The 17,903-nt window shown below is 69.9% G+C and carries 12 protein-coding genes; 5 read left to right on the forward strand and 7 right to left on the reverse strand.

Translation table 11 applies throughout. From position 1 onward, the window contains the following. Window positions 1–21: 21 nt before the first annotated feature. From ABZ848_RS32840 to ABZ848_RS32870, 7 genes are all read right to left on the reverse strand, one after another. Window positions 22–2,925, reverse strand: a complete 2,904-nt coding sequence (locus ABZ848_RS32840) for a glycoside hydrolase family 3 C-terminal domain-containing protein (protein ID WP_360837807.1) — start codon at window positions 2,923–2,925, stop codon at window positions 22–24. Between the two features lie 41 nt (window positions 2,926–2,966). After that, window positions 2,967–3,974 (reverse strand): LacI family DNA-binding transcriptional regulator, encoded by a 1,008-nt coding sequence (locus ABZ848_RS32845; RefSeq protein ID WP_360837809.1) that lies wholly within the window; start codon window positions 3,972–3,974, stop codon window positions 2,967–2,969. Then, window positions 3,974–6,226: an alpha-xylosidase gene (gene yicI, locus ABZ848_RS32850; protein WP_360837811.1), complete on the reverse strand. Its 2,253-nt coding sequence runs from the start codon at window positions 6,224–6,226 to the stop codon at window positions 3,974–3,976. The genes ABZ848_RS32845 and yicI overlap by 1 nt, the downstream gene beginning before the upstream one ends. Window positions 6,227–6,237: 11 nt before the next feature. After that, the gene (locus ABZ848_RS32855; RefSeq protein ID WP_360837813.1) at window positions 6,238–7,062 is read right to left on the reverse strand and encodes a carbohydrate ABC transporter permease; all 825 of its coding nucleotides are present in this window, start codon (window positions 7,060–7,062) and stop codon (window positions 6,238–6,240) included. After that, window positions 7,059–8,018 carry a sugar ABC transporter permease gene (locus ABZ848_RS32860; RefSeq protein ID WP_360837814.1) on the reverse strand — a complete coding sequence of 320 codons (960 nt, stop codon included), beginning with the start codon at window positions 8,016–8,018 and terminating at the stop codon, window positions 7,059–7,061. The genes ABZ848_RS32855 and ABZ848_RS32860 overlap by 4 nt, the downstream gene beginning before the upstream one ends. After that, window positions 8,015–9,310, reverse strand: coding sequence for an extracellular solute-binding protein (locus ABZ848_RS32865; protein ID WP_360837816.1), 1,296 nt, complete (start codon window positions 9,308–9,310; stop codon window positions 8,015–8,017). The genes ABZ848_RS32860 and ABZ848_RS32865 overlap by 4 nt, the downstream gene beginning before the upstream one ends. Before the next feature lie 126 nt (window positions 9,311–9,436). Further along, complete coding sequence (locus ABZ848_RS32870) at window positions 9,437–10,738, reverse strand: MFS transporter (protein WP_360837818.1); 1,302 nt, start codon at window positions 10,736–10,738, stop codon at window positions 9,437–9,439. 97 nt (window positions 10,739–10,835) lie between these two features. On the opposite strand from ABZ848_RS32870, the gene ABZ848_RS32875 reads away from it, so the two are divergent. The 5 genes from ABZ848_RS32875 (at window position 10,836) to ABZ848_RS32895 (ending at window position 17,887) form a co-directional block, all read left to right on the forward strand. Then, window positions 10,836–11,807, forward strand: coding sequence for a LysR family transcriptional regulator (locus ABZ848_RS32875; protein WP_360837820.1), 972 nt, complete (start codon window positions 10,836–10,838; stop codon window positions 11,805–11,807). A 226-nt stretch (window positions 11,808–12,033) separates the two neighbouring features. After that, window positions 12,034–12,885 (forward strand): hypothetical protein, encoded by an 852-nt coding sequence (locus ABZ848_RS32880; protein ID WP_360837821.1) that lies wholly within the window; start codon window positions 12,034–12,036, stop codon window positions 12,883–12,885. After that, the gene (locus tag ABZ848_RS32885; RefSeq protein ID WP_360837822.1) at window positions 12,885–15,086 is read left to right on the forward strand and encodes a glycosyltransferase; all 2,202 of its coding nucleotides are present in this window, start codon (window positions 12,885–12,887) and stop codon (window positions 15,084–15,086) included. The genes ABZ848_RS32880 and ABZ848_RS32885 overlap by 1 nt, the downstream gene beginning before the upstream one ends. After that, the gene (locus ABZ848_RS32890) at window positions 15,083–16,321 is read left to right on the forward strand and encodes an acyltransferase (protein WP_360837824.1); all 1,239 of its coding nucleotides are present in this window, start codon (window positions 15,083–15,085) and stop codon (window positions 16,319–16,321) included. Before ABZ848_RS32885 ends, ABZ848_RS32890 begins: the two co-directional genes overlap by 4 nt. 213 nt (window positions 16,322–16,534) lie before the next feature. After that, a complete protein-coding gene (locus ABZ848_RS32895; protein WP_360837826.1) occupies window positions 16,535–17,887 on the forward strand; it encodes a nitrate/nitrite transporter in 1,353 nt (450 codons plus the stop codon). Window positions 17,888–17,903: the final 16 nt, after the last annotated feature.

Genomic DNA, 17,903 nt, shown 5'->3' on the forward strand with positions numbered 1-17,903 from the left:
GACCACCGGGCCCTCGTCCTGTCATTCGACGTTGAATGTCGACAGGCGCACGCCCTTCGACAGGACCAGGTAAACGTCCCCCAGCCCCTTGGCCCGCGCGAGCGCCGCGTTCGCCGTCGCATAGGTGTACGGCGACGACGTCCCGTCGGTGTGGGCCGTGCCCAGCAGGGTGCCCGTGGGGGAGCCCCGGCGTACCTCGATCGTGCCGGCGGCACCGGCGACGCGGGCCGAGAAGGCCGACGTACCGTCGAGGCGGCTGTCCGCGAACTTCAGCCAGGCGCCGTCCGCCGCGGCCGACACCGCCGTACCGCTCGCCTTGGACTCGTCGACCAGGTCGACGGCCGAGTAGTCGTCGAAGTTCTCGGCCCGCGTGACCTTGGACAGGTCGCGCGGCGGGATCGTCTCGCCCTTCACCTGCCAGGTCGTACGGGCCCGGACGTCGGTGGAGGACGAGCCGACCAGGACGTCGTAAGTGCCGCTCTCCACCGTCCACTTGGAGCGGGTGACGTCCCAGTGCGCCAGGTCGGACTGGCGCACCTTCAGCCGGACCGTCCTCGTCTCGCCCGGCTTCAGTGACACCCGCTGGAAGGACTTCAGCTGCTTCAGCGGCTGCTTGTCGCGGGACGTGCGCTGGTGGGTGTAGAGCTGGACGACCTCGGCGCCGGTGCGGCTGCCGGTGTTGGTGACCGGGATCTCGTAGCCGTCGCCCGTGCGCTTCAACTCGCCGTAGCGGAACGAGGTGTACGACAGGCCGTAGCCGAACGGGTAGAGCGCCTGGCCCTTGAAGTACTGGTACGTGCGGTCCGACTTGATGATGTCGTAGTCGAGGATCGAGGGGAGGTCGGACTCGGACTGGTACCAGGTCTGGGTGAGGCGGCCCGAGGGGTTCGCGTCGCCGTAGAGGAGGTCGGCGAGGGCGTTGCCGGTCTCCTGGCCCGCGTGGGTGGTCCACAGCAGGGCCGGGACCTCCTTCTGGAGCGAGCCGAGGGTGGTCGGGTAGCTGTTCTCGACGATCACCACTGTGCTTGGGTTGGCCTTGCGCACCGCCCTGACCAGGGATTCCTGGGCGGGGGCCAGGGCCATGTCCGTGCGGTCGTGGGCCTCGCGGCCGTTGATCGACGGGTCGGAGCCGATCACGACCACCGCCGTGTCCTTGCCCTTCACCGCGGCCACCGCCTCGTCGACACCGCTGCGGACGACGTCCTTCGTGTAGTGGGCGGCCTGGTCCTTCGACACCAGACCGAGCGTGCCGTCCGTGCCGGTCGGGCCGAGGTAGACCGGGTTCGACCACCAGGACTCGGCAGTCTCGTAACCGGCGTACCGGAGGAGGTACGTGCCGTCGGTCTGCTCCTCCAGCTTGAACTGCTGCTGCACGAACCAACCGTTCGGCTGGGCCTGGTCGTTGACGAAGTTCGACCAGTTGTAGCCGACGTACTTGCCGTTGGCCGCCGAGCGCAGGGTGACGATGCCGGAGCCCCAGTCGAACACGTCGAACTGGGTCGTCGTGCCCGTGTCCGCCGACTCCTTCAGCGCGGCGCCCGCGTCCCCCGTGCCCGCCGTCACGTACTTGCCGGTCGCCGCGTCCTTCAGCGCGATCCGGTCCACGCCCTCGCTGCTCGCGACCGACGTGCCGAGCTTCGCCGAGATGCCCTGCGCGGGCGTCACCGCGTACGGCAGGCTCCCCGAGTACCAGTCGGTGTACAGCGTGTCGGCGAGCGGGCCGACCACGGCCACGTCCTTCGCGGACTTCTTGAGCGGCAGCGCGCCCGACTGGTTCTTCAGCAGCACGGCCGCCTCGGTGGCCGACTTGCGGGCCAGCGCGCGGTGCGCCGGGCTGTCGATGACGGAGGCGTCGATGGAGCCGTACTTGCCGCCGCCCGGATCGAACTCGCCCAGCCGGACCCGGATGTCCAGGACGTCACCGGCCGCCTTGTCGACGTCCGACTCCTTCAACAGGCCGGACGACAGCGCCGACTTGATCGCGGTCGTCGTCGGGGCGGAGTCCGTGTCGTTGTCGGTGAAGCTGTCGATGCCCGCCTTCAGCGCCGCCGCGTCGGCCTCCGCCTGGGTGCCGTAGTACTTCTGGCTGCCGACCAGGTTGCCGGGCGCGAAGGCGTCCGTCACGTTGAGCAGCCGCTGCGAGGTCCAGGTGCGGACGGTGTCGTCGAGGGCCGGATTCACCGTGTTCGGGCGGCCGTTGACGAGGTTGTACGACGACATCACGCCGGTCGCCGCGTCCGCCTCGATCGCCGGCTTGAAGGCCTGCTCGTCGTACTCCTTCAGGACGCGCGGGCGCAGTTCGGAGGAGGTGGTGTCCCTGTTGACCTCGTTGTTGTTGGCGAGGAAGTGCTTGATGGTGGGGGCGGTCTTGAGGTGGTCGGGGTCGCCGCCCGTCAGGCCCGTGCCGTACGCCGTGGAGATCGAGCCCGTGAGGTACGGGTCCTCGGAGTAGCCCTCCTCGTTGCGGCCCCAGCGCGGGTCGCGCAGCAGGTTGACCACGGGCGCCCAGAGGTTCAGGCCCCAGCCGGCCGGGCGGGTCTGCTGGAAGCCCCGGGCCTCGTCGCCGACCGCCGAGCCGACCTGCTCGATCAGGGACGGGTCCCAGGTGGAGGCCAGCCCGACGGCCTGCGGGAAGACCGTCGCCTTGCCGAGCCAGGCCACGCCGTGCAGGGCCTCGGTGCCGGTGCGGAAGGACTGGATGCCGAGGCGGGGGATGGCCGGCTCGTACTGGTGGAGGAGGGAGATCTTCTCGTCGAGGGTGAGGCGGGACAGGAGGTCGGAGACGCGGGCGTCCACGGAGAGGCTCGGGTCACGGAAGGGATAGGCCGGGTCGTCGGCGTGGGCGGGGACGGCGGCGCCGAGTCCGGCGACGAGGGCCAGCGCCACCAGCAGCACGGTTCTCGGTCTTCTTCGCTTGCCTTTCATGTCACGGCTCCTTCAAGTAGGGCCTTGCACATACGAGTTGTTCAGGCGTTGCGCGGTGCCGTGCTCGCCCGCTCCGTCATCCGGGGCGGCAGCAGCGTCGCCTCCGGTACGGCGGTGCCGCCCAGCTTCTTCATCAGCAGCTGTACGGCCCGTTCGCCCACCTCGGCCGAGGGCAGGGCGACCGAGGTGACGGGGACACGGACGGTCTCGGCGAGTTCGTCGGGGCAGATGGCGGTGACCGAGAGGTCGCCGGGGACCCGCAGCCCGAGCTGCTCGAAGGCGTCGATCAGCGGCTCCAGGATCGCCTCGTTGTGGACGACGACCCCGGTCAACGCGGGCTGCTCGCGCAGCAGTTGCTCGGCGACCAGCCGGGCGGCCCCCGGCGAGGCCTCGCAGGGGTGGACGGAGGAGGACAGCCCGCTGCGGTCGGCGGCGGCCGTGAAGCCCTGCACCACCCGCTGGGCGAACGCCGTCCCGCGCACATAGACCTCCGGCGGGGACCCCACCAGCGCCACCACCCGGTGTCCAAGCCGCGCCAGATGCTCCACGCACGCCTCGCCGGCCGCCTTGAAGTCCAGGTCGATGCAGGTCAGCCCGGACGGCTCGGCCGGGAACCCGATCATCACCGACGGCCGGTCCAGCGAGCGCAGCAACGGCAGCCGGGGATCGTGCAGTTGGACGTCCATCACGATCAGCGCGTCCACAAGCGCGGTGTCGGCGACCCGGCGCAGTCCGTCCTCGCCCTCCTCCTGGGTGAGGAGCAGCACGTCATGGTCGTACCGGCGCGCGGTCGTCACGACGGACACCGCGAACTGCATGACCACCGGGACGTGGATGCCGGTCCGTAAGGGGATCACCAGCGCCAGGACGTTCGACCTACTGCTGGCCAGGGCGCGGGCGCCGGCGTGCGGGCGGTAGCCGAGCTCCAGGATGGCGGCCTCGACCCGCTGCCGGGTCTCCTCGGAGATCGGGCGCTTGCCGCTGAGCGCGTAGGACACGGTGCTGGGGGAGACCCCGGCGTGCCGCGCCACATCCGTGATCTTCACCATCAGCCCAGCTCCAGCGAGAGGAACCCGGTCCCGGCCTGCGCCCGCACGGTCCGCTCCCCGGCCGCCAGGCCCCACCCGGCCACCGGATCACTGCACGAGGCCCGCAGGGTGTCCCCTTCGCGTACGACGGTGAAGCTCACGTCCCCGACCGGCACCGTCACCTGCGCGCCGCGCTCCAGGCCGTACGCCCGCAGGGTCACCCCGTCGGCATGGTCGTAGTCGGGCCGGTCGTGCACGGCACCCACCGGGATCACCGCGCCCGGCCGCACCAGCAGCGGCACGCTCAGGAAGCCGTGGCGCTCGCGCACCCAGCGCGGCCCGGTCACGGTCCGCCCGCTCAGGAAGTGGGTCCAGGTCCCCTCGGGCACGTAGTAGTCGACGTCCCCCTCGTCGGAGAACACCGGCGCCACCAGCAGATCCGGGCCCAGCATGTACTGCCGCTCCAGATGCGCGCACCCGGGGTCGTCCGGGAACTCCAGCACCATCGCCCGCATCATCGGCACACCCTCGGCGTGGGCGGTGCGCGCGGCCTCGTACAGGTACGGCATGAGGCTGAGCTTGATCCGGGTGAACTGCCGGAGCACGTCCACGGATTCCTCGTCGAAGAGCCACGGCACGCGGTACGAGGAGCTGCCGTGCAGCCGGCTGTGGGAGGACAGCAGGCCGAAGGCGATCCACCGTTTGAACAGCTCCGGTGTCGGGGTGCCCTCGAAGCCGCCGATGTCGTGGCTCCAGTAGCCGAAGCCGGACAGCCCGAGGGACAGCCCGCCGCGCAGCGACTCCGCCATCGACTCGTAGGTGGCCTCGCAGTCCCCGCCCCAGTGCACCGGGAACTTCTGGCTGCCCGCCGTCGCCGACCGCCCGAACACCACGGCCTCGCCCTCGCCGCGGTGCTTGCGCAGCACGTCGAAGACGGTGCGGTTGTAGAGGTACGTGTAGTAGTTGTGCATCCGCTCCGGGTCGGAGCCGTCGGACCAGGCCACGTCGGTCGGGACCCGCTCGCCGAAGTCGGTCTTGAAGCAGTCGACGCCCTGCCCGAGCAGCGCCTCCAGCTTGGCCGCGTACCAGTCGCGGGCGGCCGGGCTGGTGAAGTCGACCAGGGCCATGCCGGGTTGCCACATGTCCCACTGCCAGACGCTCCCGTCGGGCCGCTTCAGCAGATGCCCGAGCGCCTTGCCCTCCGCGAACAGCGGGGAGCGCTGGGCGATGTACGGGTTGATCCACACGCACACGTGCAGGCCGCGCGCCTTCAGCCGGGAGAGCATGCCCTCCGGGTCGGGGAACACCCGCGGGTCCCACTGGAAGTCGCACCAGTTGAACTCGCGCATCCAGAAGCAGTCGAAGTGGAAGACGGAAAGAGGGAGTTGCCGCTCCCGCATGCCCTCGATGAACGAGGTCACCGTCTCCTCGTCGTACGAGGTGGTGAAGGAGGTCGACAGCCACAGGCCGAAGGACCAGGCGGGCGGCAGGGCAGGGCGGCCGGTGAGGGCCGTGTACTTGCGGAGGATGTCCTTGGGGGTGGGGCCGTAGATGACGTAGTACGTCAACTCCTGGGTCTCCGCGCTGAACTGGACCCGCGAGACCGCCTCCGAGGCGACCTCGAAGCTCACCTTGCCCGGGTGGTCGACGAAGACGCCGTAGCCCGCGTCCGTCAGATAGAACGGGACGTTCTTGTAGGCCTGTTCGGTGGCCGTGCCGCCGTCGGCGTTCCAGATGTCGACGACCTGGCCGTTCTTGACCAGCGGGCCGAAGCGCTCGCCGAGGCCGTAGACCGAGGTGCCGACGCCGAGGTTCAGCTGCTCGCGCAGGTAGTGGGCGCCGTTCGTGGCGTCCCGCATGATGCCCATGCCCTTGGGGCCGCTGGAGGTCAGGGTGCGGCCGTGGGCGAGGAAGTCGACGTGCCAGGTGCCGGTGCGGGCGACCTTGACCGACAGCGCGCCGGAGGTGAGGGTGGCGTGCTCCTCGTCGTACTCCGTGTGAGCCGCGAACTCCTCCTGCGCGACCTCGAATTCGGGCCCGCGCGGCTGCTCGCCCTCGAAGTGGGTGAAGGTGAGGCCGATGACGTCCGGCATCGGGGTGTGCGCGCTGATCGTCACGACCGGTCCCTTCAGCAGGTCGCCGCGGTGCCGGATGGGCTGCGTCGGCGCGTGGATCTCCAGCGCGCCTTCCGCGGCGGTGACGTCGAGCACCTCGACGGGGTGGGCCGCGGTGACGCCCTCGCGCAGCAGCCAGTAACCATCGGTGAACTTCATGTGGGGGGTCCTTACTTCACGGCTCCCACGGCGATGCCGCGGGTGAGCGTCCGCTGGAAGACGAGGAAGAACACGATCGCCGGGAGCACGCCCAGCAGGGCCGCCGCGTTGGTCATCGTGGCGTCCATCAGGCGCTGGCCCTGGAGGACGCCGAGGGCCACCGACACCGTCTGGTTGTCGTTGGAGATCAGCATGACCAGGGGGAGCAGGAACTCGTTCCAGGTCCAGATGAAGAAGAAGACCAGGAGCACGCCGATGGTCGGGCGGCTGACCGGGACGACGATCCGCCACAGCACCTGCCACTTGTTGGCGCCGTCGATTTTCGCCGCCTCGATGATCTCGCGCGGGAACTGGCCGAGCACCGACGAGAGCAGATACGTGCCGAAGGCCGCCTGGATCACCGTGAAGACGATGATCACGCTCAACCTCGTGTCGTACAGGCCCACTTGCTTGCTCAGGTAGTAGATCGGGTAGACCAGCGCCTCCTGCGGCAGCATGTTGGCGAGGACGAAGAAGGCGAGCACCCAGGTGCGGCCCTTGATCCGGCCGATGCCGATCGCGTACGCGTTGAGGACGGACAGGACCACGGCGAGCAGCGCCACCGAGCCGCTGATCAGCGCCGAGTTGAAGAGCTTCTGGCCGTAGTCGACCCGGTCCCAGAAGTCCTTGAGACCGTCCAGGTAGAGGCCCTGGGGGAGGCTCAGCGGGCCGTGCTCGGAGTACTCCGCCGGGGACTTGACCGCGTTCACGGCCACGATCAGGAACGGGACGACCATGAAGAGGGCCGCGATGCACAGGGCGATCAGCACCGGGTAGCGGCGCAGGGCGGTGGTCATGCGCGGGCCCCTTCCTCGTCGCGGGTCTGGAGTTTCAGCAGGACGAGGGAGAGCGCCAGGATGATCACGGTGAGGACGGTGGAGATCGCGGCGCCGTACCCGACCTGCGTCTTCTCGAAGAACGTGGAGAAGGAGAAGTAGGAGGGCACGTCCGTCGCGCCGCCCGGGCCGCCCTTGGTCAGCACGTACACCGCGCCGAACACCTTGAGCGCGGCGATCGTGCACCAGGTCAGCACGACGTAGATCTCCGGGCGGATCTGCGGCAGCGTGATGTGCCAGAAGCGCCGCCACCAGCCGGCCCCGTCCAGCTCCGCCGCCTCGTACAACTGCGGGTCCACGCGCTGGAGTCCGGCCATGAAGACGACCAACGGGAAGCCGATCTGCACCCAGACCATGACCCCCATGACGCTGTACAACGCGATGTCCGGGTCGCCGAGCCAGTCCTGCTGCCAGGAGCCCAACCCGACCGCTTTCAGCAGCTCGTTGAGCGAGCCGTTGTCCGGCGCCAGGATCCAGCTCCAGACGATGCCGGCCACCGCGATCGGCAGCACCTGCGGGAGGTAGAAGCAGGCGCGGAGCACCGCGGCCCACTTAGAACCGAAGTGCTTGCCGATGTAGTCGAACAGGGCGGCGGCCAGCACCAGACCGATCACCGTCGGTACGGCGGCCATGGCGACGACCATGAACAGGCTGTGCCGGAAGGACGCCCAGAACTCCGCATCGTCCAGCAGCTCACGGTAGTTGGCGAGACCGGTCCACTTCGGGCTGCCGATGCCCTGCCACTCGGTGAAGCTCACGCCCGTGTTCATCAGGAACGGGACGATGATGATCGCCGTGAAGGCGAGGACGCCGGGGAGCAGGAACAGGGCGTACGAGTCGCGGTTACGGGGGCGGCGCGGGCCGGCGTGCGGGTGCTTGCCGACGGCCCGCGCACCCCGTTCGACGGTGACCGTCATTGCTTCGGAGCGCCCTTGTCGTACGCCTGCTGGAGGTTGGACAGATAGGCGTCCGGTTTCTCACTGCCCGTGATCAGCTTCTGGGTCTCGGAGACGAGGGTGTCGTAGAAGCCGTTGACCGGCCAGTCCGGGTAGAAGGCGAGGCCGTCGCGCTGGCTGACGGTGTTGAAGTTGGCGATCAGCTCCTTGGACTTCGGGTCCGTGATCGCGCTGGTGTCGGCGGCGACCGGGATGCCGCCCTTGTTGCCGAGCAGGTTCTGGATCTTCTTCGACATGGTGATGTCGATGAAGTCGTACGCCAGGTCCTTGTTCTTGGCGTTCTTCGGGACCACCCAGATGTTGCCGCCGGAGCCGAGGGTGAGGTTCGAGTCGGGCCACAGCGTGGTGTCCCAGTCGAACTTGGCCTCGGACTGGAAGCGGCCGTACCACCAGCTGCCGGAGAACAGGATCGGCGCCTTGCCCTGGATCCAGGAGACGCCCGCGTCCTCGGCCTTGGTGCTGGTCGACTTCTTGCTGATGTAGCCCTTCTTCACCCAGTCGGCGAAGGTGGTCGCGCCGTACGTCCAGGCCGCGTCGTGGAAGTCCGTCTTGCCCTTGTACAGCTCGTACTTGTCGACCCAGGAGCGGTCGGCCTTGGAGAGCGCGAGCTGGTAGAGGTACTGCTGGGCCATGTACTCGGCGCCGGAGTTGGCGAGCGGGGTGACGCCCTTGGCGACGAACTTGTCCATGGCGGCGGTGAGTTCGTCGAAGGTCTTCGGCTCGGCGATCCCGTACTTCTTGAAGAGGTCCTTGTTGTAGTAGACCATCGTGTACTCGGCGTAGTTGGGCACGCCGTACCACTTGCCGGAGCCCATCACGCCGCCCGCGTCGTACATGCTGGTCGTGGCCACGCCCGCGCTGAGCTTCTTGTCCCAGCCGCGCTTGGTCGCCTCGGCGGTCAGATCGGTCAGCAGGCCCTGTTTGGAGAGGGTGCCCGCGGTCGCGTTGCCCTTGTTGTACTCCATGATGTCGGGCGCGTCCGAGGAGTTGAGGATCATGGGCGCGGTCTTCTGGATCTGCTCGAAGCCCTTCTCCTCGAACTTCACCTTCACGCCCGGATGCTTGGCCTCGAACTCCTTGATCGCCTCGTTCCAGGCCACGCCCATCGCGCTGTCGGGGCCCTCGTAGTGCCAGAGCTTGAGCGTCTTGGCGTCGGAGGACCCGCTGTCCGAGCCGCCGCAGGCGGTCAGCAGCAGCGCTCCGCCCAGGAGCGCCGCCGTGACCGTCGTCACACGCCTTCGTGCCGTCAACATCCCTGCCTCCAGGAGAGCCGGGTGGGTATCGGAGCGTCACGCGCCGGTGATCGATTCATCGAATCGATTCGATGCGTGGCGTCGAAGCGCTTCGACGGAGGAAGGTATGTGCGGGCTGTGGGCCCGTCAATGCATCGGACGGGAATTGCTGTCCTGATCCGTTGCCGCCTGCTGGACCAGGGCGGTCATCAGCGCCACGGCCGCGGCCGTCACCGGTACTCCGAAACCGGCGGCCGGTGAGAGGCGGTCCACCAGCGCGCCGCCGGTCGCCGAGCCCGCCGCGATGCCGCCGAGCAGGCCGGTCACCGCCAGGGTCATGCCCTCGTTGAGGCGGGCCTCCGGGGTGCGCTGCTGGACCAGCGTCATCGTGGTGACCATCGTCGGGGCGGTGGCCATGCCGGCCACGAGCAGGGTGAGCGCGAGGAGCGCGAGCGAGCCGGTGCGGGCGGCGGCGAGCAGGGGCAGGGTCAGCAGGGCCGTCATCGCCGCGATGCACCAGGGCAGCCGGGCCGCGGCGGAACCAGAGGGCCGCAGCGCGCCGAACAGCAGCCCCGCAGCGCACGAACCGCCCGCCTGCAGCGCCAGCACGACCCCCGCCGCCGAGCGGTGCCCCTGCGTGTCCGCGAACGCGATCGTCACGACCTCCATCGACCCGAACACCGCGCCCATGGCCAGGCAGACGGCGAGCAGCGACGGGATCCCCGGCGCCCGGAAAGGGGATCCGGCGGCGGTACGGGCGTGCGGCGGCGGCTCGGTCGAGCGCTGCGCGGCGAACAGCAGCATGCCGGTCAGCAGCAGCACCGCCCCGACCAGCGTGCCCGCCTCCGGGAAGAACGTCCCGCACAGGAAGGCCGCGAGCACCGGGCCCAGCATGAAGCACAGCTCGTCGGCGGCCTGTTCGAAGGAGTTCGCGGTGTGCAGCGCGCGGTCGTCGCCCTTGAGGAGATGGTTCCAGCGGGCGCGGGACATGCCGCCGGTGTTGGGGGTGGTCGCGGTGGCGGCGTACGAGGCGAACAGGGTCCAGGCCGGGGCGTCGTAGTGCACGCAGAGCAGAAGGGCGAGCGAGCCGAGCGCGGCGATCACCGTCGCCGGTACGGCGATCCGCGCCTGCCCGTGCCGGTCGACGAGCCGCGCGGTCCAGGGCGCGACCAGCGCGGTCGCCGCGAGGCCGGTCGCGGTGACGGCACCGGCCAGCGCGTACGAGCCGCGCGCCCCGGCGATCATCACGACCGCGCTCACGCCGAACATGCCCATGGGGAGGCGGGCGAGGAGGTTCCCGAGGGTGAAGGCGCGGGCGCCGGGGGTGGTGAAGAGGCGGCGGTAGGGGCCGGGAGGGCGGTTGCCGGTACGGGCGTTGAAGTCGACGGCGACGACGGCGTCGGCGGTCACCGTGAACAACAGGGGCTTTCTGGGCGTCGGTTGCGGCATGGACACCACCGTCGCCCGCGGACGATCAAGCGGTCCAACACCTTCTCCGTACCGATTCACGCATCTCGGTTGTCAATGCGCGGTGTAGGTTCTCCGGATGCCCGCACCCCGTGACCTCGACCCCCGCCTCCTGCGCGCCTTCGTCACCGTCGCCGAGGAGCTGCACTTCACGCGTGCCGCGGCCCGGCTCTATGTCGCCCAGCAGGCCCTCAGCCGGGATGTGCGGCGGCTGGAGCGGGAGTTGGGGGCCGAGCTGTTCGTGCGGTCGACCCGGCAGGTGACCCTCACGGCCGACGGCGAGCGGCTGCTGCCTTACGCGCGGCGGGTGCTCGCGGCGCAGGACGAGCTGCTCGGCGCCTTCGGGCAGGCCCGACCGCTGCTGGTCGACCTCAACTACCGGGGCGCGGTCACCGCCCGCCGCGTCCTGCTCCGGGCCCGTGAACTCGCCCCCGAACACGAGCTGATGGCCCGCTACGAGAGCGGCCTGACCGGCGCGGCGGAGGAGCTGGTGGCCGGGCGCCTCGACGCGTCGTTCGGCCGGTTCGCGGGCCTGGACCCGGCGCTGCGCGGCCGCCTCGACCACCAGCCCGTCCGCTACGAACCGATGGCCGTCGTCCTGCCCGAGGACCACCGGCTGGCGCCCCTGACCGCGGTGCCGCTCGCCGCGCTGGCCGGCGAGACGGTGTACGCCGGCGCCGGAAACCCCCGTACACCGGAGTGGACGGACCTCGCCCGCAGTCTGTTCGACGGGCGGGGCATCGAGATCGCACCGCCCGCGCCGCTGGCCGTCGGCGACGAGGAGTTCGAGCGGATCATGGCCAAGCTGCGGACCCCGATCCTCGCCGTGGTGGACTTTCCGGCCATGCCCCGGGCGGTGCTGCGGCCCTTGATCGACCCTGTGCCTTTGTCGCCGGTGTCACTTGTGTGGCGGAAGGGGCTGGTCCACCCCGGATTCGACGCGCTTCGAAGGGCCGCACGCGAACTCTCGGCGGCGGAGGGATGGCTGCGGCGGCCGGCCGGTGGATGGATTCCGGCCATCGATCGAGAGCTCGTTCGACCGCACAACTGACACATCTCAAACACAGAACCTCCCTGTGCGCTACATTCGTGGCCCGAGCACGCTGTGCCGAAGGGGGCGCTGGAGCCTGGTGGGGGCCAGGTTCGGCGACGAGTGCTCGGAGTCGTGTGCGCACCCGGATCTGTCCCGTGGGGGGATGTACGTGCGCATGGAAAAGTGGCGGGAAGACGCCCAACCGGAATGGCCCGATCTCGCATCGGACACCCAGGTCGTTCCGGTGACGGAGGATACGAAGAGGAAGGCCGCCCAGGCGGGCGCCGACCGGTCGGATCCGGACACCGGGTGGGACGCGTTCCGGGCGAACGGAACGTTCCGCGAGGCTCCTCGCGACCCCTGGGCGGCGTCCGCCGACCCGGAGCACACCCATGACCCGCACGAGGTGACCGTCCAGCTCGACGCGGTCGGCCTCCAGGAGGATCTGCGGCTGCGCAAGGCCGAGGGCGGCGCGGCCGACGGCGGCGACGGGCCGGTGTTCGTCGACGCGTCCGGCCGCCGCAGCCGCCGCTTCCGCCGCCTGGGCATCGCCATCGCCATGGCGTGTGCGGTCTACGCCGTCGTCATCGTCGTAACCCTGCTGTCCGGGAGCTCGGACGCGCCCTGGCTGCCCGTGCCGGGGCAGAAGGACGAGCAGCCGGCCGGGCAGGTCGAGCCCTCCACACCGCCCACGGATTCCGCCCTGCCCTCGGACAGCGCCGGAGTCTCGCCCGGGGCGACGCCGAGCGCCGGCGCCGGTACGACGACCTCGCCGGGCGCCAGTGGCACCGCGCCGGGCGCGACGGCCGGCTCGCGCGGCACCGGCGCGTCCACCGCCCCCGAGCCGACGGCGACGAAGACCTCGACCCAGCCCGGCACCGGCGCGGTCGACCCCGGCCCGTCGACGTCGGCCGACCCGACGACGCCCACGCCCGACCCCAGCCCCAGCGAGAGCCCGGTCACCCCGACCGAGTCCGCGGCCGGGCCCGGCACCGGCACGGTCGCCGACGGCCCGCGCCACCCCAGTCCGCTCGCCGAGGCCCCGGTCGTGACCGGCGCCTCGCGCGCCTCCCCGTCCCCGGAGAAGCTCCTCTGATGGCATCCCGCACCCGCCGTCATGGACCCGCGCCCCGAGCCCGTGACGGCTCGCCGCGCCGCCGCGTGCCCATGCGTCTGCTGCTGCCCAGCCTCGTTCTCGTCGCCCTGATGGCGATGCTGATGCTGCGCGGCTACGTGCACAGCGAGATCCTCGCCGACCACCGCGTCCGACCCGAGGCCGCCACCGACAAGGTGCCGCAGAAGATCCTCGACGGCGGCCCGGTCATCGACACCCGCAGCGGGAAGACCACCAGCATCAGGGTGCCGGACCACCGCCTGGTCCTCACCTTCGACGACGGCCCGGACCCGACCTGGACCCCGAAGGTCCTGGACGTGCTGAAGAAGCACCACGCCCACGCCGTGTTCTTCGTCACCGGCACGATGACCTCCCGCCACCCCGAGCTGGTCCGGCGGATGGTGGCCGAGGGGCACGAGGTGGGCCTGCACACCTTCAACCACCCCGACCTCTCCTACCAGTCCAAGAAGCGCATCGACTGGGAGCTGTCCCAGAACCAGCTGGCGCTCGCGGGCGCGGCCGGCATCCGCAGCTCGATCTTCCGGCCGCCGTACTCGTCCTTCGCCGACGCCATGGACGACAAGTCCTGGCCGGTGACGCGGTACATCGGCACCAAGGGCTATCTGACCGTCGTCAACAACACCGACAGCGAGGACTGGCGCAAGCCGGGCGTGCACGAGATCATCCGCCGGGCCACCCCGCACGGCGGCAAGGGCGCGATCGTCCTGATGCACGACTCCGGCGGCGACCGCCACCAGACCGTGCAGGCGCTGGACAGGTTCCTGCCGATGCTGCAGAAGCAGGGATACGAGTTCGACAACCTCACCGAGGCCCTGGACGCGCCCAGCGCGCTGACCAAGGTCTCCGGCGTCGAGCTGTGGAAGGGCAAGGCCTGGATCTTCCTGGTCGGGGCCTCCGACGGCGTCACGAGCGTGATGGTGGTCGGCCTCTCGGTGGTCGGCGCGCTGGTGATCGCCCGCTTCGTGCTGATGTTCCTGCTCTCCGGCGTCCACGCCCGCCGCGTGCGGCGCCGCGGCTTCCGCTGGGGCCCGCCGGTGACCGAACCGGTGTCGGTGCTCGTCCCGGCGTACAACGAGGCCAAATGCATCGAGAACACGGTCCGTTCCCTCATGGCCAGCGAGCACCCGGTCGAGGTGATCGTCGTCGACGACGGTTCGAGCGACGGCACGGCGCGGATCGTCGAGGCGATGGGGCTGCCGAACGTCCGGGTGGTCCGCCAGCTCAACGCGGGCAAGCCCGCCGCCCTCAACCGCGGTCTGGCGAACGCCCGTTACGACATCATCGTGATGATGGACGGCGACACCGTCTTCGAACCGGCCACGGTCCGCGAACTCGTCCAGCCCTTCGGCGACCCGAGCGTGGGCGCCGTCGCCGGCAACGCGAAGGTCGGCAACCGCGACTCGCTCATCGGCGCCTGGCAGCACATCGAGTACGTGATGGGCTTCAACCTCGACCGCCGTATGTACGACATCCTGCGCTGCATGCCGACGATCCCCGGCGCGGTAGGAGCTTTCCGCCGGTCGGCGCTGGAGCGGGTCGGCGGCATGAGCGACGACACCCTCGCCGAGGACACCGACATCACGATGGCGATGCACCGGGACGGCTGGCGGGTGGTGTACGCCGAGAAGGCCCGCGCCTGGACCGAGGCCCCCGAGTCGGTCCAGCAGCTGTGGTCCCAGCGCTACCGCTGGTCGTACGGCACGATGCAGGCGATCTGGAAGCACCGCCGCGCCCTGGTGGAGGGGGGCCCGTCGGGCCGCTTCGGCCGGGTGGGCCTCCCGCTGGTCTCGCTCTTCATGGTGGTGGCCCCGCTCCTGGCCCCCCTGATCGACGTGTTCCTTCTCTACGGGGTGGTCTTCGGCCCGACGCAGAAGACGATCGTGGCCTGGCTGGGCGTACTGGCGATCCAGGCGACCTGCGCGGCGTACGCGTTCCGCCTCGACCGCGAGCGCATGACCCACCTCATATCCCTCCCGCTCCAGCAGATCCTCTACCGCCAGCTCATGTACGTCGTGCTGCTCCAGTCCTGGATCACGGCACTCACCGGCGGCCGCCTGCGCTGGCAGAAGCTGCGCCGCACGGGGGTCGTGGAGGCGCCGGGCGGTGCGGTGCCGCGCCAGCGGGCGCGCAACAGCAGCAGTGATCGGAGGCCCGTGGCATGACGCACGGCTACACGACCGGAGCACCGGAGTCGACGCCGGCATACGGCATCCCGCGGCAACGCGTCCCCGAACCGGCCGCCGGCGTGAGGAAGCCGGGCGGCCGGGACCGCTACCTGGACCTCCTCCGCTCGATCGCCCTGGTCCGCGTGGTCGTCTACCACCTCTTCGGCTGGGCGTGGCTGACGGTCCTCTTCCCTTCCATGGGCGTGATGTTCGCGCTGGCGGGCTCGCTGATGGCACGCTCGCTGAACCGCCCGGCCCTGGGTGTGATCAGAGGGAGAGTGAGGAGGCTGCTGCCTCCCCTCTGGGCGTTCAGCGCGGTGGCGCTGGCGCTGATGTTCGCGGGTGGCTGGAACCCGGTGAAGGACCCCGACCACGGCGGCACGTGGGGCGTGGTCGACCTGATCAACTACGTGATCCCGATCGGCGCCCCGCCCTTCCCCTGGCACATCGGCTCCAAGTCGGGCCTCCTTGAGGACACTTGGGCGGTCCAGGCGTGCGGGCCGCTGTGGTACCTGCGTGCCTATCTGTGGTTCGTGGTGGCGTCCCCGCTGCTGCTGTGGGCGTTCCGCCGGATGCCATGGGCAACGCTGCTGGCTCCGCTGGGGCTTACGGCGATCGTCGGCACGGGCCTGGTCTCCATCCCCGGCGAGACCGGAAACGCGGTCACCGACTTCGCGGTGTACGGCGGCTGCTGGGTCCTGGGCTTCGCCCATCACGAGGGCGTACTGCAACGCATCCCGCGCTATGTCGCCGTCTCGTGCTCGGCGCTGCTGATGGCGTTCGGCCTGTGGTGGGCGTCGGGCCATCTGGGCCCCGACGGCTGGGACCTGAACGACATCCCGCTGGCCCAGGCGACATGGAGCTTCGGCTTCGTGGTGATCCTGCTCCAGTACTCCCCGTCCTGGCAGGAACTCCCTGGCCGTCTGGCGAAGTGGGACAGGCTGGTGACCCTCTCCAACAACCGCGCGGTCACGATCTACCTCTGGCACAACATGCTGATCATGGCCACGGTCCCGATCATCGACCGTGCCTACGACCTCCCGTTCATGCAGAGCGACCGCGCGGTGGGCGCGCTGGACTCCACGTACATGCTGTGGATGTTCTTCCTGGTGTGGCCGCTGATCGGTCTGGTGATCCTGGCGTTCGGCTGGATCGAGGACATCGCGGCGCAACGGAGCCCACGGCTGTGGCCGGACGGGGCTCGGCGGGGTGGGGGGCGGCGGAAGGGCTGATCCGCAGGATCACAGCCGGCTGCTCCCGCCGGGGAGATGTTCGTAACGTACCGACGCACTACCTCTCATCCCGCCCCCGGCCGGGGTGAGAGCAACGTTCCCTTCCGGTCACCCGGTGCCACAGGGCGGAAACGACGCCTCCCTACCTTCGGGACTCATCACCGCTCATCTGTCCCCGAGCACGACCGAGCCCCGGAGCACCGTGGAGGCGTCATGACAGCCGCTGGCAAGTGGATCCAGCAGTGGGATCCCGAGGACGAGACCTTCTGGAAAGAGGGTGGGGAGAAGATCGCCCGGCGCAATCTGTTCTTCTCCGTCCTCTCCGAGCACATCGGGTTCTCGATCTGGACCCTCTGGTCCGTGCTGGTGCTCTTCATGGGTCCCGAGTACGGGCTCACCCCGGCCGACAAGTTCATGCTGACGTCCATGGTGACGCTGGTCGGCGCCGTGGTCCGCGTCCCCTACACCTTCGCCGTCGCCATCTTCGGCGGGCGCAACTGGACGATCATCTCGGCCGGCCTGCTTCTCATCCCGACCATCGCCGCCTTCGCCGTGATGAAGCCCGGGACCTCCTTCGACACCTTCCTCTGGGTCGGCCTGCTGGCCGGCGTCGGCGGCGGCAACTTCGCCTCCTCCATGACCAACATCAACGCCTTCTTCCCGCTCAGGAAGAAGGGGTGGGCGCTCGGCCTCAACGCCGGCGGCGGAAACATCGGCGTGCCGGTCATCCAGCTCGTCGCCCTGGCCGTCATCGGTGCCAGCGGCGGACCGCGCGTGCTGCTCGGGATCTACATCCCGCTGATCGTCGTCGCCGCCGTCCTCGCCGCGCTCTACATGGACAACCTCGCGACCGTGAAGAACGACACCGGTGCCGCCAAGGACGCCGCGAGGGACGCGCACACCTGGATCATGTCGTTCCTCTACATCGGGACGTTCGGCTCGTTCATCGGGTACGCCTTCGCCTTCGGGCAGGTGCTCCAGGTCCAGTTCGGCCGTACGCCGCTGCAGGCCGCGTACCTCACCTTCATCGGCCCGCTGCTCGGCTCGCTGATCCGGCCGCTCGGCGGCTGGCTCGCCGACAAGTACGGCGGCGCGAAGATCTCCCTCTACAACTACGTCGCCATGGCCGCGGCGACCGGCGGGCTGGTCTACGCCAGCGAGCAGAAGTCGCTGCCGCTGTTCGTCACCGTCTTCGTGGCGCTGTTCGTGCTCAGCGGGCTCGGCAACGGCTCCACCTTCAAGATGATCCCCGGCATCTTCCAGACCAAGGCCCTCGCCAAGGGGCTGGAAGGCGAAGAGGCCGCGGCCTACGGGCGCCGGCTCTCCGGAGCCTCCATGGGGCTCATCGGCGCGGTCGGCGCGCTCGGCGGTGTCGGTATCAACCTCGCCTTCCGCCAGTCCTTCCTCTCCAACGGCTCCGGCACCGGCGCCTTCGTGGTCTTCCTCGCCTTCTACGCGCTGTGCTTCGCGGTGACCTGGGCCGTATACCTTCGGCGCCCGGCAGCCACGGCCGAGGCCGAAGCCGCCGCAGAGACGAAGCCGCAGCTCAGCTACGCCGAGGTGTGACGTAACACCGGCGACA

Source organism: Streptomyces sp. NPDC047081, from assembly GCF_040643775.1.
In the GTDB taxonomy this organism is placed as follows: domain Bacteria; phylum Actinomycetota; class Actinomycetes; order Streptomycetales; family Streptomycetaceae; genus Streptomyces.

Bases quoted from the DNA above. Each gene is read 5' to 3' on its own strand.
- ABZ848_RS32840 (WP_360837807.1), bottom strand. From the start codon at position 2,925: ATGAAAGGCAAGCGAAGAAGACCGAGAACCGTGCTGCTGGTGGCGCTG.
- ABZ848_RS32845 (WP_360837809.1), bottom strand. From the start codon at position 3,974: ATGGTGAAGATCACGGATGTGGCGCGGCACGCCGGGGTCTCCCCCAGC.
- yicI (WP_360837811.1), bottom strand. From the start codon at position 6,226: ATGAAGTTCACCGATGGTTACTGGCTGCTGCGCGAGGGCGTCACCGCG.
- ABZ848_RS32855 (WP_360837813.1), bottom strand. From the start codon at position 7,062: ATGACCACCGCCCTGCGCCGCTACCCGGTGCTGATCGCCCTGTGCATC.
- ABZ848_RS32860 (WP_360837814.1), bottom strand. From the start codon at position 8,018: ATGACGGTCACCGTCGAACGGGGTGCGCGGGCCGTCGGCAAGCACCCG.
- ABZ848_RS32865 (WP_360837816.1), bottom strand. From the start codon at position 9,310: ATGTTGACGGCACGAAGGCGTGTGACGACGGTCACGGCGGCGCTCCTG.
- ABZ848_RS32870 (WP_360837818.1), bottom strand. From the start codon at position 10,738: ATGCCGCAACCGACGCCCAGAAAGCCCCTGTTGTTCACGGTGACCGCC.
- ABZ848_RS32875 (WP_360837820.1), top strand. From the start codon at position 10,836: ATGCCCGCACCCCGTGACCTCGACCCCCGCCTCCTGCGCGCCTTCGTC.
- ABZ848_RS32885 (WP_360837822.1), top strand. From the start codon at position 12,885: ATGGCATCCCGCACCCGCCGTCATGGACCCGCGCCCCGAGCCCGTGAC.
- ABZ848_RS32890 (WP_360837824.1), top strand. From the start codon at position 15,083: ATGACGCACGGCTACACGACCGGAGCACCGGAGTCGACGCCGGCATAC.
- ABZ848_RS32895 (WP_360837826.1), top strand. From the start codon at position 16,535: ATGACAGCCGCTGGCAAGTGGATCCAGCAGTGGGATCCCGAGGACGAG.